This is a genomic window from Leisingera sp. ANG49 (assembly GCF_059694505.1).
This window is the reverse complement of record NZ_JCATZN010000003.1, coordinates 1-21,670: the sequence shown is the minus strand read 5'-3', so window position 1 is coordinate 21,670 and position 21,670 is coordinate 1. Positions and strand designations below refer to the sequence as shown.

At 65.1% G+C, this 21,670-nt stretch carries 24 protein-coding genes; 2 read left to right on the top strand and 22 right to left on the bottom strand.

Going from position 1 to position 21,670, the window contains the following annotated elements; translation table 11 throughout:
* Positions 1-18 precede the first annotated feature (18 nt).
* Positions 19-1,557 (top strand): ATP-dependent DNA helicase, encoded by a 1,539-nt coding sequence (locus AC58NV_RS10385; RefSeq protein ID WP_497227068.1) that lies wholly within the window; start codon positions 19-21, stop codon positions 1,555-1,557.
* Positions 1,554-2,291 carry an SDR family oxidoreductase gene (locus AC58NV_RS10380; RefSeq protein WP_497227067.1) on the top strand — a complete coding sequence of 246 codons (738 nt, stop codon included), beginning with the start codon at positions 1,554-1,556 and terminating at the stop codon, positions 2,289-2,291. Before AC58NV_RS10385 ends, AC58NV_RS10380 begins: the two co-directional genes overlap by 4 nt.
* A 243-nt stretch (positions 2,292-2,534) precedes the next feature.
* Here AC58NV_RS10380 and AC58NV_RS10375 read toward each other — a convergent pair whose 3' ends face one another.
* From AC58NV_RS10375 to pcaF, 22 genes are all read right to left on the bottom strand, one after another.
* Positions 2,535-3,320 (bottom strand): TIGR02186 family protein, encoded by a 786-nt coding sequence (locus AC58NV_RS10375; protein WP_497227066.1) that lies wholly within the window; start codon positions 3,318-3,320, stop codon positions 2,535-2,537.
* A gap of 1 nt (position 3,321) precedes the next feature.
* Positions 3,322-4,245, bottom strand: coding sequence for a sulfite exporter TauE/SafE family protein (locus AC58NV_RS10370; protein WP_366661409.1), 924 nt, complete (start codon positions 4,243-4,245; stop codon positions 3,322-3,324).
* A 109-nt stretch (positions 4,246-4,354) separates the two neighbouring features.
* On the bottom strand, positions 4,355-5,278 hold the full coding sequence (locus tag AC58NV_RS10365) for a sulfite exporter TauE/SafE family protein (protein WP_497227065.1): 924 nt from the start codon (positions 5,276-5,278) through the stop codon (positions 4,355-4,357).
* Positions 5,279-5,653: 375 nt separating this feature from the next.
* Entirely contained in the window at positions 5,654-6,619 is a 966-nt protein-coding gene (locus AC58NV_RS10360; protein WP_366661411.1) for an ABC transporter permease, read from the bottom strand.
* Complete coding sequence (locus AC58NV_RS10355) at positions 6,619-7,713, bottom strand: ABC transporter permease (RefSeq protein WP_174146093.1); 1,095 nt, start codon at positions 7,711-7,713, stop codon at positions 6,619-6,621. The genes AC58NV_RS10360 and AC58NV_RS10355 overlap by 1 nt, the downstream gene beginning before the upstream one ends.
* Positions 7,714-9,243 carry an ABC transporter ATP-binding protein gene (locus AC58NV_RS10350; protein WP_497227064.1) on the bottom strand — a complete coding sequence of 510 codons (1,530 nt, stop codon included), beginning with the start codon at positions 9,241-9,243 and terminating at the stop codon, positions 7,714-7,716. It abuts the gene before it with no gap.
* Positions 9,240-9,593, bottom strand: coding sequence for a nuclear transport factor 2 family protein (locus AC58NV_RS10345; RefSeq protein ID WP_497227063.1), 354 nt, complete (start codon positions 9,591-9,593; stop codon positions 9,240-9,242). Before AC58NV_RS10345 ends, AC58NV_RS10350 begins: the two co-directional genes overlap by 4 nt.
* A gap of 17 nt (positions 9,594-9,610) precedes the next feature.
* Positions 9,611-10,606 (bottom strand): BMP family lipoprotein, encoded by a 996-nt coding sequence (locus tag AC58NV_RS10340; protein ID WP_497227062.1) that lies wholly within the window; start codon positions 10,604-10,606, stop codon positions 9,611-9,613.
* A 155-nt stretch (positions 10,607-10,761) separates the two neighbouring features.
* Positions 10,762-11,187, bottom strand: a complete 426-nt coding sequence (locus AC58NV_RS10335) for a GNAT family N-acetyltransferase (RefSeq protein ID WP_497227061.1) — start codon at positions 11,185-11,187, stop codon at positions 10,762-10,764.
* Positions 11,180-11,776 carry a tRNA (adenosine(37)-N6)-threonylcarbamoyltransferase complex dimerization subunit type 1 TsaB gene (gene tsaB, locus AC58NV_RS10330; RefSeq protein ID WP_497227060.1) on the bottom strand — a complete coding sequence of 199 codons (597 nt, stop codon included), beginning with the start codon at positions 11,774-11,776 and terminating at the stop codon, positions 11,180-11,182. Before tsaB ends, AC58NV_RS10335 begins: the two co-directional genes overlap by 8 nt.
* Before the next feature lie 21 nt (positions 11,777-11,797).
* On the bottom strand, positions 11,798-12,364 hold the full coding sequence (locus AC58NV_RS10325) for a NifU family protein (protein WP_366661417.1): 567 nt from the start codon (positions 12,362-12,364) through the stop codon (positions 11,798-11,800).
* Between the two features lie 69 nt (positions 12,365-12,433).
* Positions 12,434-13,033, bottom strand: coding sequence for a 2-hydroxychromene-2-carboxylate isomerase (locus tag AC58NV_RS10320; RefSeq protein ID WP_497227059.1), 600 nt, complete (start codon positions 13,031-13,033; stop codon positions 12,434-12,436).
* A 31-nt stretch (positions 13,034-13,064) separates the two neighbouring features.
* Complete coding sequence (locus AC58NV_RS10315; RefSeq protein WP_366661419.1) at positions 13,065-13,520, bottom strand: universal stress protein; 456 nt, start codon at positions 13,518-13,520, stop codon at positions 13,065-13,067.
* Between the two features lie 333 nt (positions 13,521-13,853).
* Positions 13,854-14,717 carry a branched-chain amino acid aminotransferase gene (locus tag AC58NV_RS10310; RefSeq protein WP_497227058.1) on the bottom strand — a complete coding sequence of 288 codons (864 nt, stop codon included), beginning with the start codon at positions 14,715-14,717 and terminating at the stop codon, positions 13,854-13,856.
* Between the two features lie 223 nt (positions 14,718-14,940).
* Complete coding sequence (locus tag AC58NV_RS10305) at positions 14,941-15,435, bottom strand: VOC family protein (protein WP_497227057.1); 495 nt, start codon at positions 15,433-15,435, stop codon at positions 14,941-14,943.
* A gap of 200 nt (positions 15,436-15,635) precedes the next feature.
* Positions 15,636-16,397 (bottom strand): Phenylacetic acid catabolic protein, encoded by a 762-nt coding sequence (locus AC58NV_RS10300; RefSeq protein WP_497227056.1) that lies wholly within the window; start codon positions 16,395-16,397, stop codon positions 15,636-15,638.
* A gap of 24 nt (positions 16,398-16,421) precedes the next feature.
* Positions 16,422-17,495, bottom strand: coding sequence for a 1,2-phenylacetyl-CoA epoxidase subunit PaaE (paaE, locus tag AC58NV_RS10295; protein WP_497227055.1), 1,074 nt, complete (start codon positions 17,493-17,495; stop codon positions 16,422-16,424).
* Between the two features lie 10 nt (positions 17,496-17,505).
* The gene (gene paaD, locus AC58NV_RS10290; protein ID WP_497227054.1) at positions 17,506-17,979 is read right to left on the bottom strand and encodes a 1,2-phenylacetyl-CoA epoxidase subunit PaaD; all 474 of its coding nucleotides are present in this window, start codon (positions 17,977-17,979) and stop codon (positions 17,506-17,508) included.
* A 127-nt stretch (positions 17,980-18,106) separates the two neighbouring features.
* On the bottom strand, positions 18,107-18,868 hold the full coding sequence (gene paaC, locus AC58NV_RS10285) for a 1,2-phenylacetyl-CoA epoxidase subunit PaaC (protein ID WP_497227053.1): 762 nt from the start codon (positions 18,866-18,868) through the stop codon (positions 18,107-18,109).
* Positions 18,868-19,152, bottom strand: a complete 285-nt coding sequence (gene paaB / locus AC58NV_RS10280) for a 1,2-phenylacetyl-CoA epoxidase subunit PaaB (RefSeq protein WP_008562338.1) — start codon at positions 19,150-19,152, stop codon at positions 18,868-18,870. Before paaB ends, paaC begins: the two co-directional genes overlap by 1 nt.
* Before the next feature lie 63 nt (positions 19,153-19,215).
* On the bottom strand, positions 19,216-20,193 hold the full coding sequence (gene paaA, locus AC58NV_RS10275) for a 1,2-phenylacetyl-CoA epoxidase subunit PaaA (protein ID WP_497227052.1): 978 nt from the start codon (positions 20,191-20,193) through the stop codon (positions 19,216-19,218).
* Positions 20,194-20,217: 24 nt separating this feature from the next.
* Complete coding sequence (gene pcaF, locus AC58NV_RS10270) at positions 20,218-21,420, bottom strand: 3-oxoadipyl-CoA thiolase (protein WP_497227051.1); 1,203 nt, start codon at positions 21,418-21,420, stop codon at positions 20,218-20,220.
* Between the last annotated feature and the right edge of the window lie 250 nt (positions 21,421-21,670).

Here is a 21,670-nt window from a genome sequence, read left to right as displayed (position 1 = left end):
CGGCTGTAGGGTCGCGCCATGACAGCTCTGCCCGTACAGTTTTCCGATGACCAGGCCACCGCTTATGACAGCGTGACCGAACTCCTGCGCCAGGCGGGGGTGGACCTTGACGACGGGCTGCTGCACCCGCCCCGCGGCGATGCCGGGGTGATGGCGGTGATCGGCAAGGCGGGGTCGGGCAAGACGCTGCTGCTGGCCGAGCTTTACAAGGCGCTGGAGCAATCAGGGGTCGAGGTTGTCTCCGGCGACTATGAGAGCCGCAAGAAAGGCGATGACCGCCGCACCCTGGCAATCCTGGCCCCGACCAACAAGGCCGCCAGCGTGCTGCGCCTGCGCGGGGTGCCCGCGACCACCATCCACCGCATTCTCTACACGCCGGTCTACGACCCTGAGTTTGAGAAAATCGCCGAATGGCTGGCCGGGCAGGGCGATCAGCCCGAAATCGAAGGGCTGACAGAAGAGGCGCTGGCCCGTGCCGCCGCCTTTTACGAGAAAAACAAGTCGATCCCCGGCGCCCTCGCTGCCGCCGGTCTGCGCGGCTCCGACTTCATCACCGGCTGGAAGCGGCGCGAGGAGCCGCTGGACATCGGCTTTGTCGATGAGGCCTCGATGCTGGACGACCGCCAGTTCGAGGATCTGAAGGAGATTTTCCCGAACCTGATCCTGTTCGGCGACCCGGCGCAGCTGGCGCCGGTGAACCAGTCCGGCTCGATGGTGTTCGATGCGCTGCCGGAGCCGCGCCGCCTGATCCTGAACCGCATCCACCGGCAGGAGGCGGACAACCCGATCCTGGACCTGGCCCACGCGCTGGCCGACCCGCAGCTGGGCTTCGAGGATTTCGAGCGGATGATCGAAGACACCGCACGCCGCGACGACCGCGTGGTCTGGGGCCAGCGGGTGGAGGTCGACCTGATGGCGCGGTCGCCGGTTCTGGTGTGGCGCAATAACACCCGCATCCGGCTGATCAATGCGTTCCGCACTGTGCATGGCGCGCCGGAAGATGAGCTGATCGCCGGCGAGCCGCTGATCTGCGACGGTATCGAACTGCCGATGAAGCACCGCAAGAAACGCCTGGACCTGGAGGCGCGCGGCCTGATCAAGGGGGCGCAGGTGATCTTCCTCGGCTCCGGCCGCAAGCCCGGGTTCTCCCGCCTGCATGTGATGGGGGCAGAGGATCCGCAGGTCTCTGCGGCGTCCATCGTCAAAATCGAGAAGCCGGATGAGGAAGAGCCCTTCATCCCCTATGCGGCCCGCATGGGCGCCACCTTCCTGCATGGCGCGGCGGTGACCATCCACAAGGCGCAGGGCAGCCAGTGGGAGACCGCGCAGGTCTTTGCCCCCGACATCTATGCCGCCGCCCGCATGGGCCGGGTGGAGGCGGGGCAGCCGCTGTGGAAGCGGCTGGCCTATGTGGCGATTACCCGCGCCCAGGAACGGCTGATTTGGGTGGTCCGAAACCGGCTGGCCAAGCCCACCGGCCCGCTGCCGGTGGATGACCTGAAGGCGGTGCCTGCTGCCGCGCTGACGCTGGAAGCACAGGAGGAGACCCCGGCATGAGCAAATCAATCCTGATCACCGGTGCCAGCTCCGGCATCGGCCGCGCCGTGGCGGAGCTGTTCCTGGCCGAAGGCTGGCAGGTCGGCCTGGCCGCGCGCCGGGCGGAGAAGCTGGAGGAGGTGGCGCAGGGGCACGCCAGCGCCCATGTGCTGCCTGCCGATGTGACCGATCCGGCAGCGGTCGATCATGCGGTGAACAGCTTTGTGATGGCGGCAGGACGGCTGGATGTGTTGTTCAACAACGCGGGCATCTTCACCCCGCCGGGCACCATCGACGAAATCCCGCTGGAGGATTGGTTTGCCTCCGTCAACGTGAACCTCACCGGCATGTATCTGACCGCCCGCGCCGCCTTCCGGCAGATGCGGCAGCAATCCCCGCAGGGCGGACGGATCATCAACAACGGCTCCATCGCCGCTTACGTGCCGCGCCCGCACTCAGCGCCCTATGCCGCGACCAAGGCGGCGATCACCGGCCTCACCAAAAGCCTGTCGCTGGACGGCCGCCCCTTTGACATTGCCTGCGGCCAGATCGACATCGGCAACACCCGCACCCCGATGGTCGAGGATCTGAGCCAGCGCCACGCCGAGGCCAGCCCGGGCGCTGAACCAATGCACACCTTTGCAGTTGAGGACGCGGCAAAGTCGGTGCTGCACATGGCCAATCTGCCGCTGGAGGCCAATGTCCAGTTCATGACGGTAATGGCGACCAAGATGCCCTACATCGGCCGCGGCTGAGCGCCCCCGCCCGCCGCTGGCGCATCCAGGATGCACCGCTCCCGTTGGGCGCGGCGCTGCGCCGGCGCGCCTCGCGCCTCCCCTCCCGGCGGCAAAGCCGCCTGCCGGGCCGCGGGACGGGAAGATTGGCAGAAAGGAGAAACCGGGGCTTCTTCTTTGCTGCAAATACTCTGGGGTGAATTGGCCGCAAGGCCAGGAGGGGCAGAGCCCCTCTTCGTTTCCGCCTGAGGGGCCGCGCCCCTCTTACCGGTTTCTAAGCAGGCTGAAGGCTGCTGAGGCGCCCCAGCCGGCGGCAATGGCAATCGCCAGCGACATCAGCCCGTAAAGGAACGGCTGCTCGCGCGAGAGGGAGAACAGGAACCGCTCCAGCCCGACCTTGCGCACGTCGATAGTGGTCTCGTAGCTCGACACCACCTCGCCACCGCGGGTCAGGAAGATGCGGGTCTGGTAATCGCCCTCTGTCAGGTCGGCGGGCATCTTGATGGCGGTGCGGAACAGGGTCTGCTCATCCACCGCCACGGTGTTCTCGCGCAGCGAATAGAGTCCGTTCTTCTCGCGGATCCGCACCACCGCATCGGCAAAGGCCTGGGCGCCGCGGATGTGCATCGCCGCGCCAACCGAGCGGATCGCGCGTTCGATGGAGACGCGGTAGCGCAGGTCTTCGGTGTCGGTCAGCACCGTGTCAAAGGGCGCGCTGGTGGCAACCGCGTAGAAGGCCGGGGCCGAGTCGACCAGCACGCTGTCGACATTGACCCAGATGCCGACCTTCTTTTCCTTGCGGCGCACCATCACGGCGGGGGCGGGGCCGGAAACAGCCACGACAACCTCTAGAGGTTCATCGGTGGGGATCGGGGTTTCCCGTTTCACCGCGCCGAAGATCAGGATTTCCGAGCCGTCGAAGGTGGCGGTGATCGCGACCCGGTCCTGGCTGAGGCCCAGGACCACCTCTTCCTTGGCGGCCAAAGCCGCGGACTGCGGCAGCAGCGCCAGGGCGGCGGCGGTCAGGGCGGAAAGCAGCAGCTTGCGCATATCAGTGGCCCCCCGCGTCGCCGAGCGTGAACAGCTCGGAGGGTTGCAGCAGCAGGTCGAGACCCAGTTTCACACAGACCGCGATGACCATCAGCGCCAGCAGAATGCGCAACTGCTCGGCTTTCAGGTAGACGCCGATGCGGGTGCCGATCTGGGCGCCGACCACGCCGCCGATCAGCAGCAGAACCGCCAGCACGATGTCCACGGTATAGTTGGTGGTGGCGTGCAGCATGGTGGTGAAGCCGGTGACCAGGATGATCTGGAACAGCGAGGTGCCGACAACAACCTTGGTCGGCATGCCGAGGATATAGATCATCGCGGGCACCATGATGAAGCCTCCGCCGACGCCCATGATCGCCGCCAGGATGCCGACGCAGACGCCGACCAGAATGGGCGGGATCACCGAGATATAGAGGCCCGACGTGCGGAACCGCATCTTGAACGGCAGCGCATGCACCCAGCCGCGCTGGCGCCGGGCCGCCGGAGCGGCGCCGCCTGCCTTCTTCGATTTGCGGATCGCGTTCAGGCTTTCGATGAACATCAGCCCGCCGACCACGCCCAGGAAGACGACGTAGCAGAGCTTGACCAGCAGATCGACCTGGCCGAGCGCCTTGAGGTAGTTGAACACCACAACCCCCAGCGCCGCGCCCATCAGGCCGCCGGCCTGCAGCACCAGTCCCATCTTGATGTCGACCGTGCGCCTTCGGAAATGCGCCAGCACGCCGGAGAAAGAGGAAGCGACGATCTGGTTCGCCTCGGTGGCCACCGCCACCGCGGGCGGAATGCCGATAAAGAACAGAAGCGGCGTCATCAGAAAGCCGCCGCCAACTCCGAACATGCCCGAGAGAACCCCGACCATTCCCCCAAGGCCGAGGAGAAGGAAGGCATTCACTGAGACCTCAGCTATGGGAAGGTAGATCTGCATGTTCTTTGTTAAACCGCAGTCATATCAAAAATCAATGATCTATGCCGCTCTGCAGCGTGCAGGACTGATTTGCCGTTGCAAACTGGACTTATAGCTGCCTGCCCGCGGTTCAGGGCAGATTGAGCACAGTCAGGGAAAACAGGTCGGTCGGCTCCAGCAGCAGTTCGAACCCGATCTTGACCGAGACCGACAGAACCAGCAGCGCGAGCAGAACGCGCAGCTGCTCGGCCTTGAGCTTGGCGCCGATCAGGGTGCCCAGCTGGGCGCCTGCCACGCCGCCGATCAGCAGGAACAGGGCCAGCACCACGTCAACCGTGTGGTTGGTCGTGGCATGCATCACCGTGGTGAACCCGGCGACAAAGATGATCTGGAACAGCGAGGTGCCTATCACCACCTTGGTCGGCATGCCGAGGATGTAGATCATTGCGGGCACCATGATGAAGCCGCCGCCGACGCCCATGATCGCCGACAGGATGCCAACGCCGAAGCCGACGAGCACGGGCGGGATCACAGAGATATAGAGCCCGGAGGCCTTGAACCGCATTTTGTAGGGCAGGGCATGCACCCAGGACCGCTGGCGCCGCTTGTAGGCGGGCGCGCCGCCCGCCTGCCGTGCCTTGCGGATTGCATTGATGCTTTCGATGAACATCAGCGCGCCGATCACGCCGAGGAACAGCACATAGCACAACTGCACCGCCAGATCGACCTGGCCGAGCCGCTTGAGCCAGTTGAAGACCGCCATCCCCAGCGCGGCGCCCAGAAGGCCGCCGCCAAGCAGCACATAGCCCATCTTCAGGTCTACCGTGCGGCGCCGGAAATGCGCCATCAGCCCGGACACTGACGAGGCCACCACCTGGTTGGCGGAGGTGGCAACCGCAACCCCTGGCGGAATGCCGATCAGGAACAGCAGCGGCGTGATCAGGAAGCCGCCGCCGACCCCGAACATGCCCGAGAGCACCCCCACGGCGCCGCCGATGCCCAGCAGCAGCAGAAAGTTGACCGAGACCTCGGCGATGGGAAGGAAGATGTGCATGGGGCCATACAGCAACCGGAAGGGGCCGGGTCAACCGGCCAGGCGGCAATGCGGAGGACAGGACCGACAGAGAGTGGTGAACTGGACATAAGCACGTAAGCTCCCGCGCCTGCAGGTAAAGGGCAGCGCCCTTCGCCTTGGCAGACTTGGGCCGGGCGCCGCTCTGCGAGCGGCGGAATGGAAGACTGCTGAGAAGCCTCTGAGGGGCAGGGCTGCGCCTCAGATGGCCTTTCGAGTGTACTTCAATCTTCTCCGCGCCAAGGGTGAACGGCGCCTGCGCGTCGCCGCTGCCGTGGTCCTTGACACGAAAAAAAACGAAGGGGGATACAGAAACGCCCGGCGGGGCCGGGCGTTTTTTTGTTTCTGGTGCTGTGCTCAGCGCTCCTTCACATAAGGTTCGCCGCCGGCCCGCGGCGGGATTGCCTTGCCGACGAAACCGGCCAGGATCACCACCGTCAGCACGTAGGGCAGGGCGTCCATCGCCTGCACCGGGATGGTGATGCCGCCGAGCTCGATGTTCTGGAACCGCAGCGCAATCGCCTGCAGCAGGCCGAACAGCAGGCAGGCGCCCATTGCGTGCCAGGGCCGCCACTTGGCAAAGATCAGCGCCGCCAGCGCGATGAAGCCGCGGCCCGCGGTCATGTCCTTGACGAAACCCGCCTGCAGCGCGGTGGCCAGATAGGCGCCCGCAATGCCGCACAACAGGCCACAGATCAGCACCGCGCCGTAGCGCAGGCCGACAACCGAGACGCCGGCGGTGTCCACGGCAGCAGGGTTTTCCCCCACCGCGCGCAGGCGCAGGCCGAAGCGGGTGCGGAACAGCACCCACCAGGTGGCCGGCACCGCCAAGAAGGCGATGTAGACTAGGATCGAGTGTCCGGAGAGCAGCTCGGAATAGATTGGGCCAAGCACCGGCACACCGGAAAGGCTTTCGGCGAAGGGCAGGTCAAACGGGGTGAACCGCCCGCCGCCGATCAGCGAAGGCGTGCGGCCGCCCTGCTGGAACCAGTCCTGGGCAATCAGCACCGTCATGCCCGCGGCCAGGAAGTTGATCGCCACGCCGGAAATCAGCTGGTTGCCGCGGAAGGTGATCGAGGCCACCCCGTGCAGGCCCGCCAGCAAGAGCGAGGAGCCGATGCCCGCCAGAAGCCCCAGCCAGACATTGCCGGTGGCGGCAGCGACGGCAGCGGAGAAGAAGGCGGCCATCAGCATCTTGCCCTCAAGGCCGATGTCGAAGATTCCCGCACGTTCGGAGAAAAGGCCCGCAAGGCAGGCCAGCAGCAGCGGTGTCGCCAGGCGGACGGTGGAATCCAGCAGCTGGATGATCGTCAGGAAATCCATCAGTTCTGCCCCTTCCGCATCGCCAGGAAGATCCGCTCAAGCGGCATCCGCACCATGTTGTCGAGCGCGCCGGTGAACAGGATCACCAGGGCCTGGATCACCACGATCAGCTCGCGCGGGATCGAGGTCCAGAGCGCCAGTTCCGCACCGCCCTGGTAGAGGAAACCAAACAGGATCGCCGCCAGGAACACGCCGAACGGGTGGTTGCGGCCCATCAGCGCCACCGCGATGCCGATGAAACCGGCGCCTTCGGTGGCGTTCAGAACCAGCCGCTCTGCCTCGCCCATCACGTTGTTCACAGCCATCATGCCGGCCAGCGCGCCGGAGATCAGCATGGCGATCATGATGGTGCGGACAGAGGAAATGCCGGCATAGCGTGCGCCGGGCTCGGACTTGCCGAGTGAGCGGATTTCATAACCCAGCGGCGTGCGCCAGATCAGCAGCCAGACAAACAGGCAGGCGCCGACGGCGACCAGCAGGCTGACGTTTGCCGGCGCGGATTTCGAAAACTCGATCCCGATCGGCGCCAGCAGCTCATGCAGGGACGGCAGGTGCACCGCTTCGGGGAAGCGTTCAGTGGCCGGGTCCATTGAGCCTTCGGGCCGCAGCAGGTTAACCAGCACATAGTTCAGCACCGCCGCGGCGATGAAGTTGAACATGATGGTGGTGATCACGATGTGGCTGCCGCGCTTGGCTTGCAAATAAGCGGGAATAGCGGCCCAGGCGGCGCCGAACAGGCCCGCGCCAAGCGCCGCAAAGACCAGCGCCAGCGTCCAGTGCGGCCAGGGGATCAGCAGGCAGACCAGCGCCACGCCCAGACCCCCAAGCATCGCCTGGCCTTCGCCGCCGATGTTGAACAGGCCCGCATGGGCGGCAATCGCCACCGCCAGCCCGGTGAACATGAAATTGGTGGCGTAGTAGAGCGTGTAGCCCCAGCCATAGGTGGAGCCCAGGGCGCCATCGACCATCAGCTTGACCGCAGCCACCGGGTCTTCGCCGATCCCGAGGATCACCAGCGCCGACAGGAGTGCGGCCAGGATCAGGCTGATCAGCGGAATCAGGACCACATCGGCCCATTTCGGCATCTTGTCCATTTACGCGGCCTCCCCCGCGACACCGGCCATCAACAGGCCCAGTTCTTTCTCATCGGTCTGATCGGCGGGCCGTTCGCCCATGATCATGCCGTCAAACATCACCGCCACCCGGTCCGCGAGCGACAGGATCTCCTCCAGCTCGACCGAGACCAGCAGGATCGCCTTGCCCTGATCGCGCAGTTCGACGATCTGCTTGTGAATGAATTCGATGGCGCCGATGTCGACGCCGCGGGTCGGCTGGCCGACCAGCAGCAGGTCGGGGTTGCGCTCAATCTCGCGCGCCACGACGATCTTCTGCTGGTTGCCGCCGGAGAAATTCTTGGCCGCCAGCCAGGGATCGGGCGGGCGCACGTCGAATTTCTCCATCTTGGCCTCGGTATCGGCCCGGAGCGCTGCGTTGTTCATCAGAACGCCGTTCTGATAGGCCGCGTCGCGGTGATAGCCGAAGGCCACGTTCTCCCAGGCGTGGAAGTCCATGATCAGGCCTTCGCGCTGGCGGTCCTCCGGCACATGGCCGATATGGGCAGCGCGGCGCGCAGCGGCATCGGAGCCCTGGCCGTGCAGCGGCAGGGGGCTGCCGTGCAGCTTGATGCTGCCGGTGCCGGGGCGCATGCCGCCCAGAACCTCCAGCAGCTCCGACTGGCCGTTACCGGCCACACCGGCGATGCCGACGATCTCGCCTGCACGCACGGTGAGGTCGATGCCCTTGACGCGTTCGACGCCGGCGCTGTCCACAACCTTCAGGTTCTCGATCTCCAGGATCGGGGCGCCGGGCTGGGCGGGCACCTTGTCAACGCGCAGCAGCACCTTGCGGCCCACCATCAGCTCCGCCAGATGCTCCGGGCTGGTCTCCGCCGTCTTGACAGTGGCGGTCATCTGGCCGCGCCGCATGACGGACACCGTGTCTGTGTATTCCATGATCTCCCGAAGCTTGTGGGTGATCAGGATAATGGTCTTCCCTTCGGCGCGCAGCCGGTCGAGGATGCGGAACAGCTGGTCGGCCTCAGACGGCGTCAGAACGCCGGTCGGCTCGTCAAGGATCAGGATTTCGGCCTTGCGGTAGAGCGCCTTGAGGATTTCCACCCGCTGCTGCATGCCGACACCGATTTCGTCGATGCGGGCGTCGGGGTCCACGAACAGCTCGTATTCCTCTTCCAGTGCCTTCAGCTCCTTACGGGCGCGGCGCAGCGAGGGCATCAGCATGCCGCTGTCCTCGGCGCCCAGCACGATGTTTTCCAGCACGGTGAAATTCTCCACCAGTTTGAAGTGCTGGAACACCATGCCGATGCCTGCGGCAATGGCCGCCTGGCTGTCCGGGATCGCGGTGTGCTTGCCCTTGATCCAGACTTCGCCTTTGTCGGCCTTGTAGAAACCGTAGAGGATCGACATCAGCGTCGACTTCCCCGCACCGTTTTCACCGATGATGCCGTGAATGGTGCCGGGGGCGACGCTGATGGAAATGTCCTTGTTAGCCTGGACCGGGCCAAAGGCCTTGGAAATGCCTTTGAGTTCAATGGCGGGGGCGGTCAATCGGGCTCTCCCATGCCTGTGAAGCCGATCAGCCGCACCACCTTGCCGTCTTGCAGATCGGCAAAATACTGGCCGCGCACCATGCGCTGGCCGTCCTTCTCGAAATCCACCGTGGCGCGCGCATGGCCGTGGTGTTCCAAGACGGCAACGACCCTGGCGGCGGCGCCCGGCATCATCGCGCTGAACTGCGCAATATAATCCAGATAGGCGTCGCGCCCGGTGAGGGGGGCAGGGGTGTTGGGATCGGAGTAATAAAAGCCGGGCCCGATGGCCGCGTCCGTCTTTTCGGCGCGGGCTTCGGGCGATGGTTCGCCCCAGGCCGCAAACAGAATATGAAGAGAATCCGTCATGGCCTGGGGCTTTCTGCTTAGAAGCTCAGCGCAGGGCAGCTGTCATCGGACATGTAGTCATGCACCTTGATCTCGCCCGAGGCGATCTTGGCAGCAGCTTCGTCCACGGCGGCCTGCATCTCGGCAGAGACCAGCGATGCGTTGTGCTCATCCATGGCATAGCCGACACCGCCGTTGGCCAGACCCATGACCGAGAAGCCGGTCTCCATGTCCGGGCCGTCCTGGAACGCCTCATAGACTGCGTTGCCAACCTTCTTGGTCATCGAGGTCAGCACTTTGCCCGGGTGCAGGTGGTTCTGGTTGCTGTCGACGCCGATTGACAGGATGCCTTCGTCGGCCGCGGTTTGAAGCACGCCGACGCCGGTGCCGCCAGCCGCGGCGTAGACCACATCTGCACCCTGGCTGATCTGCGCCTTGGTCAGCTCAGAACCCTTGACCGGGTCATTCCAGGCCGCCGGGGTGGTGCCGGTCATGTTGGCGATCACGGTGGCATCCGGGTTGGCTGCCTTGACGCCTTCGGCATAGCCGCAGGCGAACTTGCGGATCAGCGGGATGTCCATGCCGCCGATGAAGCCGACGGTGTTCGAATTGGACGCCATCGCGGCCATCATCCCGACCAGATAGGAGCCTTCATGTTCGTTAAAGACAACCGAGCGCACATTGTCGCCTTCAACCACCATGTCGATGATGGTGAATTTGGTGTCCGGGTAGTCGGCAGCCACCTGGCCCAGGGCATCGGCAAAGGCAAAGCCGACCATCACGATCGGGTTGGCGCCGGCCTCGGCAAAGCGGCGCAGCGCCTGCTCGCGCTGGGCTTCGGACTGCAGTTCGATCTCGCGGTAGGTTTCGCCGGTCTCTTCGGCCCAGCGCTGGGCACCGCCATGCGCGGCCTCGTTGAAGCTCTTGTCGAACTTGCCGCCCAGATCAAAGATCAGCGCCGGTTCCGCCAGCGCGGCACCTGCGGTCAGGGCCAGCGACGCGGCTGCGCCCATCAGCGGTTTCATCAGGGTCATCAGGTTAACTCCCACTGTCATTTTTGTTGAATGCAGCGGGGGTTTTCCGCTGCCCGGCCCCGTTCAGGCCTTAGAGGGTGCGGCAATTTAGCCTGCAGGGCAGGGAGGGGGTCAACCGCTTTTTGACCATTTGGTGCGAAATCCGCGCAACTGGCCTAGCGTAAAGACTTTCTCATCAGGATCGCATCCGCGGGATTGGCGCCTTCGCGGCGGTAATATCCCGCCCTGCGCCCGCATTCCGCGAATCCGCAGGCGCGGTACAGCGCCTGCGCGGGCGCGTTGTCTTCGGCCACTTCCAGAAACATCTCTGCAGCGCCGCGCGCGCGCGCCAGTGATTCCCAGCTTGCCATGCAGGCGCGGGCCAGCCCCCGGCGCTGATAGGCGGAATCCGTCACGATGGTCAGCAGCTCAGCCTCATCGGCAATCACCCGCACCAGTGCGAAACAGCGGGCATCCCCGGCGGCAAAGATCAGCGGGCTGTCCAGAAGGGCTGCGAACTCCAGCGCGGACCACGGCCGCGACTGGGTGAAGCCCGCGGCATGGGTGGCGGCCATCTGCGCCGGTGTCAGCGGATCACTCATCAATCAGCGCAGGCGGCACGTCGCTGGAGGGCGCGGCGTCAGCCGCGCGCAGGTACAGCGGCGCCGGCGGCTCTGTCACGGTTTGAAACCGCCCGGCAGCGATGCGCGCAATGGCTTCGGCAATCCCGGCAGGGCTTGCCTCAGGCGCGAACGCCAGCCCGGCACCGCGGGCGGCGTCCTCGGCTTCCTGGCGCGGCATAAGGCGCGGAGTTTCGCCGGGCAGGGCGGCATAGACCTGATCTCGCGGTGCCGGAACCGCAGGCAGGGTGCACTCGGCAGCGCGTGCTTCAAACCCGTCGGCGCCCACAACCGGCACCTCCAGCCCCAGCGCCAAACCGCGGGCGGCGGAGACCGCGATGCGGATGCCAGTGAAATTACCGGGGCCGATACCGACCCCGATGGCGTCAAGATCCTGCCATGCGGCACCGCCCTCAGCCAGCACCTCTTCCAGCAGCGGCATCAGTCGTTCGGCCTGGCCGCGGGTCATTTCCTCCAGCCGGGAGGCCAGCACGGTCTCTCCGCGCAGCAAAGCGGCCGCGCAATGCGCGGCCGATGTGTCAAATCCCAGAACCAGCGGTTCGGAAGCCATCAGATGTCCTTTCGCGCGCGGTCAGACGGCAACCGGGCGCACCTCGGTGACTTCCGGGATGTAGTGGCGCAGCAGGTTCTCGATGCCCATTTTCAGGGTCAGGGTCGAGGACGGGCAGCCCGCGCAGGCGCCCTGCATGTGCAGATACACCACGCCGCGGTCAAAGCCGTGGAAGGTGATGTCGCCGCCGTCTTGGGCCACCGCCGGGCGCACCCGGCTGTCCAGCAGTTCCTTGATCTGGTTGACGATCTCCGCGTCCTCGCCGGAATGCTCCGCATGGCCCGAAGCCGGGTCGGCAGAGCCGTCCGCCATCACCGGCTGGCCGGATTGGTAATGCTCCATCACCGCGCCCAGGATGGCAGGCTTGATATGGTCCCACTCGACAGCATCCGCTTTGGTCACCGTCACGAAGTCATTGCCGAAGAACACGCCGGTCACGCCCTCAACCGCAAAGATGCGGGAGGCCAGCGGCGATTTGCCCGCGGCGTCTGCACTGGGGAAGTCGGCGGTGCCCACCTCCAGAACGGTCTGGCCCGGCAGGAATTTCAGCGTCGCCGGGTTGGGCGTGGATTCAGTCTGAATGAACATGTCGGGTCTCCGTTAAGCGTGCCCCCGATATGCGCCCTGCGGCCCGCCAAGTCAAGATTTGGAACGATTCTAAATTACGGCGCCCGCGGCATGGTTCAGGGCCTGCTCCAGCCGGTCGTCGCCCCAGAACAGTTCCGCCCCGCAGGTAAAACTGGGCGCACCGAAAATGCCCGCGGCAATGGCCTCCTCGGTCTGCGCCCGAAGTGCCGATTTGATTTCAGGCGCCTGCGCCCGCTGCATCAGCCCGGCTCCGAGACCAGCCTTGCGCAAGCAGCCCTGCAAAACACCTTCATCCGCGATATCCGCGCCCTCGCCAAACTGCGCCTGAAACACCGCCTTGGCGAAAGGTTCAATGCGGTCCTCTTCCGCTGCGGCCAAGGTCAGCCGCGCCGCCATCAACCCGTTCTGCGGAAACACGTCCGGGCGGCAGAAGGGCAGACCGCGGGCGGCGCAGATCCGCTCCATGTCGCGCCACATGTAGCGCCCTTTGGCCGGATAGATGTTGAAGGGTGAGGTGTCCCAGCCCTGGGCCGCGAAGATGGGACCCAGCAGAAACGGCTTCCAGGTCACAGCAACATTGCGCGCGGCGGCCAGTTCGCCGAAGCGCATCACACTGAGATAGGAATAGGTGGAGGCGAATTCGAACCAGAATGTGATCCTGCCACTCATCGCCTCTGCCTTGCCCTGGTCTGCCTTCCCGTCAGGTGATCGCTTCCAGCTTTTCCTTGCTGAGATCGCCGGGCACGATGGTGATCGGTACCGGCAGGGTGCCGGAGTTCTTGGTCATCTGGGTGACCAGCGGCCCGGGTCCCTTGCGCCCGGTGCCCGCGCCCAGCACCAGAACGCCGATTTCCGGGTCGCCCTCGATATAGTCTAGGATTTCCGGCACCGCCTCGCCCTCGCGGATCACCAGGTCCGGGTCGACGTTCTGGCGGTCGCGCATCCATTTGGCGAAAACCTCGAAATGGGCGTGGATGCGTTCGCGTGCTTCCTCGCGCATCACTTCGCCGACGCCGATCCAGTGGTTGAACTCATCCGGTGGGATCACCGACAGGATGGTGACGCCCGCGCCGGTGTGCGCCGCCCGCATCGCGGCAAAGCGCATGGCGTTCAGGCATTCGCGGCTGTCGTCCAGGACCACAAGGAATTTGCGCATCTTCGCTCTCTCGTTGTTGCACCGCGGATCATGGCGCAACCGGCGCCGTCAGGCAATAGAGCCAAAGCAGCGTCAACGCTGCGTATTTCTGGCCCTAGACTATCCGCCGGCCAAACCTGCCCGGCTCCGGCGGGGCTGCGGCACTCGCAGGGCCTCCCGCAGCTGCAGGATGCTCCGGCTGCGCCGAAACACCTTTGGCGGCTTTGGGCCGGGCGCCGCGCAGATGCGCGGCGCGGCACCGTGCCGCGGCACTGAGCCATGCCCGACCGGGCGGCCGCGTTTCGCAGAAAGGCCCGGAACGGGCGCGAGCACTTGCAAGCGGGGCCGCGCAGGTTACCGGTTGCTGGCAGCCCAGTCCCAGTAGAGCTCCCGCACCCGTTTGGCCACGGGGCCGGCCTGATAGCGGCACTCGTCAAACGCGGTGACGGGGGTCACCTTGCTCATGTTGCCGGAGAGGAAGATCTCATCCGCTTCCTCGAAATCCTGATAGCCCAGCACGCCTTCATGCACGGTGATGCCATCGGCGCGCATGTTGCTGATGTGGCGGGCGCGGGTGATCCCCGCCAGGAAAGTGCCATTGGGGATCGGGGTGAAGATCTCGCCGTCGCGGACCATGAAGACATTGGTGGTGGCGGTTTCAGCCACGTTGCCCATGGCGTCCAGCACCAGCGCGTTGCTGAACCCCTTGCTGCGCGCCTCCCGCAGCATCCGGGCGTTGTTGGGATACAGGCAGCCCGCCTTGGCATTCACCACCGCGCTTTCCAGCACCGGGCGGCGGAAGCGGGTGCGGGTCAGCGTGGCGGCGGCATCGGGGGCTGCCATCGGGATCTCCTCCAGGCTGACGGCAAACCGGGTGCTCTCCGCCTTGGGCGCGATCAGCGTCTCGTCGCCGTCGGCGGCCCAGTACATCGGCCGGATATAGACCGCGGCGCCGGGGGCGAACCCCTCCAGCCCGTCGCGGATGATCTCCATCATCTGCGGCACCGAATGGGTGGGCTCCATCATCAGCGCCGCGGCAGAGGCATTGGTGCGGGCGCAGTGCAGGTCCAGGTCCGGGGTCACGCCGTCAAACAGCCGTGCGCCGTCAAACACCGACGAGCCGAGCCATATTGCATGGTCCGCAGCCCGCATTACCGCCGGATTGCCATCCTGCCAGCTGCCGTTGAAATAAGTGCGGATTGTGCGGCCCACAGCCATGGTTCTGCCTCCCTGTGCTTGCCGCTAGGGTAGGCAGGGAAAGGTCAGAGGTCCAGACCTAACATCGCCCGCCGGTGCCGGTGCGATGGCATCGGCGAAGCGTCTTTTTCCGTTTGGTTTCATGGAGCTATTCTGACACGGTGAAAATCTGACGTCGCGTCCATTAAGTCAGTATATCTGACCAATTGTTTCGCGCGCGAAACATTCGGACAGGGTTGCTGACCTACTCAACCTCTGCGAGCAAAGCTTGCAAGTCCAAAGGGTCAGACCCCATCTGGAGGCTGCCGTCCGGCCCGCGCGGCCACTCTTCCTCAGCCCGGTCGCGGTACAGCTCCACCCCGTTTCCGTCGGGGTCGCGCAGGTAAATAGCCTCGGACACGCCATGATCGGCGGCGCCTTCCAGCGCGATGCCGGCGTCCAGCACCCGCCGCAGCACCGCGGCCAGGCTTTCGCGGTCCGGCAGCAGGATGGCGGTGTGGTAGAGGCCGGTCATGTTTGGCGCCGGGGCAGGGCCGCCGCGTGACTGCCAGGTGTTGAGGCCGATGTGGTGGTGGTAGCCGCCCGCTGACAGGAAGGCGGCGGAGCTGCCCAGCCGCTGGGTCACGTTGAAGCCCAGCACGCCGCTGTAGAATGCAATGGCCCGCTCCAGGTCCGAAACCTTCAGATGCACATGGCCGATGCTGGTGCCTGCGGGAAGGGGTGCTGTGCCGGTGCTCATGTCTGCCTCCATCGGTTCGTCTTTGCAAAGATGGGGGCAGGGAGCCGCAAACGCCATTCCGCAGCCCCGCACCATTCCCCTGTGGAATTGCACAAGGCCACAGGCCGCGGTGTCCCTGCGTGCCGTCAGGCGCGCCGGGCCCAACCGGGCCTGCGCATCAACGATGCGCGGATGCCCGGGCGGGAGCTTTTTGCTGGGGGTCAGGCGGCGGGCTTCAGGCCCGCCTTGGCCAGAATGGCAGCTGCGTTTTGCTCCCAGCGGGCTTTCAGCTCCGCATTCGGGGTGCGGCGCAGGCCTATCGCCTTGAGGCCTTCGAATTTCTGCGAGGTCTCCGAGCCGAAGCTGGCTGCGACCCGCGGCCACCAGTAGTCTGCCAGCTCCTGCAGGGCCTCTGCGCCCTGCGCCTCCACCAGCACCATCAGGCCTTCCTCGGCCAATTCCGCGTGGTGCGCCTCAATCGGCTGGATGGCGCGGAACGCCTCGGCCAGCGGCTGGTAGGAAACATGGCTCAGCTCGTCCAGCTGCACGGCAACGGCACTGCCCATCAGCAGGTTCATCACCACCGCATCCGCCCAGCCTTCCAGCGGGTAGTTGAACACAGCCAGCCGCATGTCGTGCTTGGTGCGGGTCTGGCCGATGTCGGCGTCCCGCTCCAGCCGCGCGGTCCAGGGGTGGTGGTCGGCGTAACGCTCTGTATCGGCGCCGAAATCGCCCATGATGCGCAGCACCTTTTCGGCGCTGTCGGATTTTTCCAGCACGATCTTGGCGGCGGCGATGCGCGCCTTGATGCCCGGCCCTTCGTTGATGATGTCGGCAAAGCCGGCGGCACCCGCCAGTTCGCTGTCGACAAAGGTTGCCATCATCTTCATCAGCTCGGCGCGGTAGCGCGGCGGCACGTTGGACGGGTTGCTCAGCACGCCGCCCTGGGCCAGATAGCTCGCGATGCTCATTTCGTCAGTCATGATCTTTCCTCCCTCGGGCAGGTATTACTGGTCGTAATCGACCACGACGTTATCGGTCACCGGATAGGCCTGGCAGGACAGCACATAGCCTTTTTCGACCTCGTAGTCCTCCAGCGCGTGGTTGGCGACCATCTCGACCTCGCCCTCCAGCACCTTGCAGCGGCAAGTGGAGCAAACTCCCGCCTTGCAGGCGTAAGGCGCGTCCATGGCGTTCTCCAGCGCCGCATCCAAGAGGGTCATGTCCTTGCCCATGTCGATGGTCTGGGTGGCGCCGTCCAGGGTGATCGCTGCCTTGGTCTGATTGGCGCTGCTGGCCGCATCACTTGCGGCGGCCTTGCGCTTGGCGCGGCCCGGCTGGGCGGAGGCGAACAGTTCGAACTTGATCTGGCTGTCACCAAGCCCGGCGGTGCGCAGGGCGCTGGCAATGCCCAGCATCATCGGCTCCGGGCCGCAGATGAAGGCGGTGTCCACCGAGTTGATGTCGATCCAGTGTTCGAACAGCTGGGCGCATTTCTCCTCGGTCACCAGGCCGGTGAACAGGTCGATTTCCTGCGCGTCCGATTCCAGCACGTGGATCACGTTGAAGCGGCCCATATAGAGGTTCTTGAGGTCCTCCAGCTCCTCGCGGAACATAATCGTGTTCACGCCCTTGTTGGCGTAGACCAGCGTGAAGGAGGAGTTCGGCTCCGCCGCCAGGGTGGTCTTGAGGATCGACAGGACCGGCGTGATGCCGGAGCCGCCGGCAAAGCCCAGGTAGTGCTTTTCGGCAGCTGCATCGAGGGGCGTGAAGAAGGTGCCCATCGGCGCCATCGCCTGCAGGGTGTCGCCGGGTTTCAGCTCGGTATTGGCCCAGGTCGAGAACGCGCCGCCGTCGACGCGTTTGATGCCGACTTGCAGGATGCCCTCGTCCGTGCCGGCGCAGATCGAGTAGCTGCGGCGCAGCTCCTCGCCGTCGAAATCGCGGCGGAAGGTCAGGTACTGGCCTTGGGTGAAATCGAACTCCTCAGCCGCGCCATTTGCGGGCTTCAGGGTGACAACCACCGCATCGCGGATGGTCTTGCGGACGTCGGTGACTTCAAGGTCGTGAAAGCGCGCCATCAGGGTCTCCTCAGATGCACTTGAAATAATCAAAGGGTTCGAGGCAGTCCTGGCAGCGCCAGTGGGCCTTGCAGGGGGTCGAGCCGAACTGGCTGACCTTGGTGACATGTGTGCTGCCGCAGTGCGGGCATTTTTCCGGGCCGCCTGCGGGCTGAGGCGGGGCGATGCCGTATTCCTCCAGCTTGGTGCGGCCTTTTTCCGACAGCCAGTCGGTGGTCCAGGCAGGGGAGATTTGGGTTTCGATCTTCAGGTTCTCGATCCCCTTGCTGCGCAGCGCAGTCTCGATGTCGAGGCTGATGATCGAGGTCGCCGGGCAGCCCGAGTAGGTCGGGGTGACGGAAACGACCAGGGTTTCGCTCTGCCATTCCACGCCGCGGACGATGCCGAGATCGACGACCGAGATGACCGGGATTTCCGGATCCGGCACGGCGTCGAGCCACTCCCAGATCTGGTCAGTGCTTGGCTGAGTTGTCACTTGGCTCATGCGGTTACCCTCATTGGCTGTTCCGCCCGGCAGCGCGCCGGGCAACACCCGTCCAGCCTCCCTCGAGGCGGGAGTTTCCCGCCCGCCCTGCCGGACGGGCGATGCCCTCAGTTCTGTGGCCGTTGTCTTACCACTTGGCGCCCGGATAGGCGCGCTGCAGCCACTGCATCTGGGTCAGCAGGTGGCCTAGGTGCTCGGTGTGCATCGCACCGGTGCGCCCGCCCTTGTGGGCAAAGCGGCTCTCCGGAATGGTCAGCGTCGCGTCGCCCAGGATGCGGGAGATCAGGGCGTCGTATTCCTCGCGCAAGCTGGCCGGATCGGGCGCGATGCCCGCCTTGACCATCTCGGCATCGGCGACGTCGGACTGGAACATCTCGCCCACGTAGGGCCACAGATAGTCCAGCGTCTCTTGCATGCGCTTGTGGCTTTCCTCGGTGCCGTCGCCCAAGCCCACCACGGTGTCGGCGGAGCGTTCCAGGTGGTATGCCACCTCTTTCGAAGCTTTCTCGGCAATCGCGGCAACCCGCTCGTCCGAGGATTTCATCAGCCGGCCGAGCTGGATCGAATGCCAGGCGTCGAACAGGAACTGGCGCATCAGGGTGCGGCCGAAGTCGCCGTTGGGCACCTCGCACAGCAGCACATTGCGGAAATCCCAGGCGTCGCGCAGGAAGGCGAGATCGTCAGCGGATTTGCCTTCGCCCTGCACCTCAGCGGCGAGGCCGAGCCACATCTGGGTCTGGCCGATCAGGTCCAGCGCGGTGTTGGCCAGCGCGATGTCCTCTTCCAGCACTGGTGCATGGCCGCACCATTCGCTGACCCGGTGGCCGAGGATCAGGGTGTTGTCCCCCATCCGCAGCAGGAATTGAAAAAAGGCGTCGTCGCGGGTCATTACATTGCCCCCACTTCTTCGGGGATGTCGAAGAAGGTCGGGTGGCGGTAGACCTTGGACTCAGACGGCTCATAAAGCGGTCCCTTATCGCTGGGCGAGGAGGCGGAGATGTGGTTGGCTTCCACCACCCAGATCGACACGCCTTCGTTGCGGCGGGTATAGACGTCGCGGGCGTTCTTGATCGCCATCTCGGCGTCCGGCGCGTGCAGGGAGCCGACGTGGCGGTGGCTCATGCCGTGCTGGCCGCGGATGAAGATTTCCCAGAGGGGCCATTCGTTTTTCATGTCTCTAATCCTCCTGGCTGAGGGGGCGCTGCGCGGCAGGCCGGGGCGCCGGAATGCATGGGGTTACTCGGCGGCGTGCTGGCGCGCGGCCTTCTTCTTGGCGTGGGCGAGCAGGCCGTCGCGGACCCAGGTGCCATCGTCCCAGGCCTTGTTGCGGTCGGCCAGGCGGTCCACGTTGCAGGGGCCGTTGCCCTGGATCACGTCAAAGAACTCGCTCCAGTCCGGGTCGGTGTAGTCGTAGTGGCCGCGCTCCTCGTTCCACTTCAGGTCCGGATCGGGGATGGTGAGGCCCAGGTATTCGGCCTGCGGCACGGTCTGGTCGACGAACTTCTGGCGCAGCTCGTCGTTGGTGTTCATCTTGATCTTCCACTTCATTGACTGGGCGGAATGGACCGAGTCCTTGTCGGAAGGTCCAAACATCATCAGCGACGGGTACCAGAGGCGGTTCAGCGCATCCTGTGCCATCTTCTTCTGCTCCGGCGTACCCTCAGCCATCTTGCGGATGGCGTCATAGCCCTGGCGCTGGTGGAAGCTTTCCTCCTTGCAGATGCGGATCATCGCGCGGGAGTAGGGACCGAAGGAGGTCCGCTGCAGCGGCACCTGGTTCATGATTGCAGCACCGTCAACCAGCCAGCCGACCGCGCCGATGTCGGCCCAGTTCAGTGTCGGGTAGTTGAAGATCGACGAATACTTCATGCGCCCGTCGAGCAGCATCTCGGTAATCTCGTCGCGGCTGACACCCAGGGTTTCAGCAGCGCAGTATAGGTAGAGGCCGTGCCCTGCCTCATCCTGCACCTTTGCCAGCAGGATCGCCTTGCGTTCCAGCGTGGGGGCGCGGGTGATCCAGTTGCCCTCGGGCAGCTGGCCGACGATTTCGGAATGGGCGTGCTGGCCGATCTGGCGGATCAGCGTCTTGCGGTAGCCTTCGGGCATCCAGTCCTTGGGCTCGATCTTCTCGCCCGCGTCGATGCGCGCCTGGAAGGCCGCCAGCATTTCCGGATCGTCCTGGGTCGCTTCGGATTTGATCATCTGAGCATACATGTCTGGGACCTCCTCAGGGTTTCGTTACACGCGTTCGAGGATCAGGGCGGTGCCCTGACCAACGCCGACGCACATGGTGCACAGGGCATACCGCCCGCCGGTGCGCTGCAATTGGTAGGCGGCGGTCAGCACCAGCCGCGCGCCGGACATGCCGAGCGGGTGGCCCAGTGCGATCGCACCGCCGTTGGGATTAACATGGGGCGCATCGTCCGGAAGGCCAAGCTCGCGCAGGGTGGCGAGGCCCTGGGACGCGAAAGCCTCGTTCAGTTCGATCACGTCCATCTGTTCGATGGTCAGGCCGGTACGGGCCAGCACCTTGCGGGTGGCAGGCACCGGGCCGATGCCCATGATGCGCGGCTCGACCCCGGCGGCGGCCATGCCGACGATGCGGGCCATCGGTTTCAGGCCGTTCTTGGCAGCGGCGGCCTCATTCGCCATCAGGATTGCCGCGGCGCCGTCGTTCACGCCCGAGGCGTTGCCGGCGGTCACGGTCTTGTCCGGGCCGTTGACGCCCTTGAGGCCCGCCAGTTTCTCAGCCGAGGTGCCAGGGCGGGGGTGTTCGTCGGTGTCCACGACGATGTCATCGCCCTTGCGCTGGGGGATGGTGACCGGGATGATCTCGTCCTTGAAAATGCCGGCCTCATGCGCCGCCGCCCAGCGGGCCTGGCTGCGGGCGGCGAAGGCGTCCTGGTCCTCGCGGGAGACGCCGTAATCCTCGGCGACGTTGTCGGCGGTCTGCGGCATCGAGTCGGTGCCGTACATCTCGTGCATCTTCTTGTTCACGAAGCGCCAGCCGATGGTGGTGTCATAAACCGCATTGGCGCGGGTGAAGGCGGAGGTTGCCTTGGGCATCACGAAGGGCGCGCGGCTCATGCTTTCGACACCACCTGCGATGGCCATGTCATAATCGCCCGCCTTGATGCCGCGGGATGCCATGCCGACCGCATCCATGCCGGAGGCGCAGAGGCGGTTGATGGTGGTGCCGGGCACCGTGGTTGGCAGGCCTGCCAGCAGGGCGGCCATGCGGGCCACATTGCGGTTGCTTTCACCCGCCTGGTTGGCATCGCCCAGGATCACGTCATCCAGGCTGCCCCAGTCAACATCCGGGTTGCGCGCCGCCAGCGCGGCAATCGGCAGGGCGGCAAGGTCATCGGTCCGCACCTGGCTCAGCGCGCCGCCGTAGCGGCCGATCGGGGTGCGGGTGGCATCGCAGATGAAAGCATCCATGGGTGTTCGCGTCTCCTGTGGCGGCGGCAGGAAAAGCCGACCGTTGGGTCGGTGATACGACGGAAGATGATTCGCGGCAAGATAAAATGTAACGTGAAATGTAACGGCCGTTAATTTCTGTAACGCTTTGGGGTTCGACAACCGGCTGAGAGCCTCCTGGCGGGGCGTGTATTAAGCGGCAGGATGCCTTAAACGGGTTCTCCCGCCCGCTGTCGGTGCACTGGAAATGCACCGTAGCGGTTGGGGCCAG

Bases quoted from the DNA above. Each gene is read 5' to 3' on its own strand.
- AC58NV_RS10385 (WP_497227068.1), top strand. From the start codon at position 19: ATGACAGCTCTGCCCGTACAGTTTTCCGATGACCAGGCCACCGCTTAT.
- AC58NV_RS10380 (WP_497227067.1), top strand. From the start codon at position 1,554: ATGAGCAAATCAATCCTGATCACCGGTGCCAGCTCCGGCATCGGCCGC.
- AC58NV_RS10375 (WP_497227066.1), bottom strand. From the start codon at position 3,320: ATGCGCAAGCTGCTGCTTTCCGCCCTGACCGCCGCCGCCCTGGCGCTG.
- AC58NV_RS10370 (WP_366661409.1), bottom strand. From the start codon at position 4,245: ATGCAGATCTACCTTCCCATAGCTGAGGTCTCAGTGAATGCCTTCCTT.
- AC58NV_RS10365 (WP_497227065.1), bottom strand. From the start codon at position 5,278: ATGCACATCTTCCTTCCCATCGCCGAGGTCTCGGTCAACTTTCTGCTG.
- AC58NV_RS10360 (WP_366661411.1), bottom strand. From the start codon at position 6,619: ATGGATTTCCTGACGATCATCCAGCTGCTGGATTCCACCGTCCGCCTG.
- AC58NV_RS10355 (WP_174146093.1), bottom strand. From the start codon at position 7,713: ATGGACAAGATGCCGAAATGGGCCGATGTGGTCCTGATTCCGCTGATC.
- AC58NV_RS10345 (WP_497227063.1), bottom strand. From the start codon at position 9,593: ATGACGGATTCTCTTCATATTCTGTTTGCGGCCTGGGGCGAACCATCG.
- AC58NV_RS10340 (WP_497227062.1), bottom strand. From the start codon at position 10,606: ATGACCCTGATGAAACCGCTGATGGGCGCAGCCGCGTCGCTGGCCCTG.
- AC58NV_RS10335 (WP_497227061.1), bottom strand. From the start codon at position 11,187: ATGAGTGATCCGCTGACACCGGCGCAGATGGCCGCCACCCATGCCGCG.
- tsaB (WP_497227060.1), bottom strand. From the start codon at position 11,776: ATGGCTTCCGAACCGCTGGTTCTGGGATTTGACACATCGGCCGCGCAT.
- AC58NV_RS10325 (WP_366661417.1), bottom strand. From the start codon at position 12,364: ATGTTCATTCAGACTGAATCCACGCCCAACCCGGCGACGCTGAAATTC.
- AC58NV_RS10320 (WP_497227059.1), bottom strand. From the start codon at position 13,033: ATGAGTGGCAGGATCACATTCTGGTTCGAATTCGCCTCCACCTATTCC.
- AC58NV_RS10315 (WP_366661419.1), bottom strand. From the start codon at position 13,520: ATGCGCAAATTCCTTGTGGTCCTGGACGACAGCCGCGAATGCCTGAAC.
- AC58NV_RS10310 (WP_497227058.1), bottom strand. From the start codon at position 14,717: ATGGCTGTGGGCCGCACAATCCGCACTTATTTCAACGGCAGCTGGCAG.
- AC58NV_RS10305 (WP_497227057.1), bottom strand. From the start codon at position 15,435: ATGAGCACCGGCACAGCACCCCTTCCCGCAGGCACCAGCATCGGCCAT.
- AC58NV_RS10300 (WP_497227056.1), bottom strand. From the start codon at position 16,397: ATGACTGACGAAATGAGCATCGCGAGCTATCTGGCCCAGGGCGGCGTG.
- paaE (WP_497227055.1), bottom strand. From the start codon at position 17,495: ATGGCGCGCTTTCACGACCTTGAAGTCACCGACGTCCGCAAGACCATC.
- paaD (WP_497227054.1), bottom strand. From the start codon at position 17,979: ATGAGCCAAGTGACAACTCAGCCAAGCACTGACCAGATCTGGGAGTGG.
- paaC (WP_497227053.1), bottom strand. From the start codon at position 18,868: ATGACCCGCGACGACGCCTTTTTTCAATTCCTGCTGCGGATGGGGGAC.
- paaB (WP_008562338.1), bottom strand. From the start codon at position 19,152: ATGAAAAACGAATGGCCCCTCTGGGAAATCTTCATCCGCGGCCAGCAC.
- paaA (WP_497227052.1), bottom strand. From the start codon at position 20,193: ATGTATGCTCAGATGATCAAATCCGAAGCGACCCAGGACGATCCGGAA.
- pcaF (WP_497227051.1), bottom strand. From the start codon at position 21,420: ATGGATGCTTTCATCTGCGATGCCACCCGCACCCCGATCGGCCGCTAC.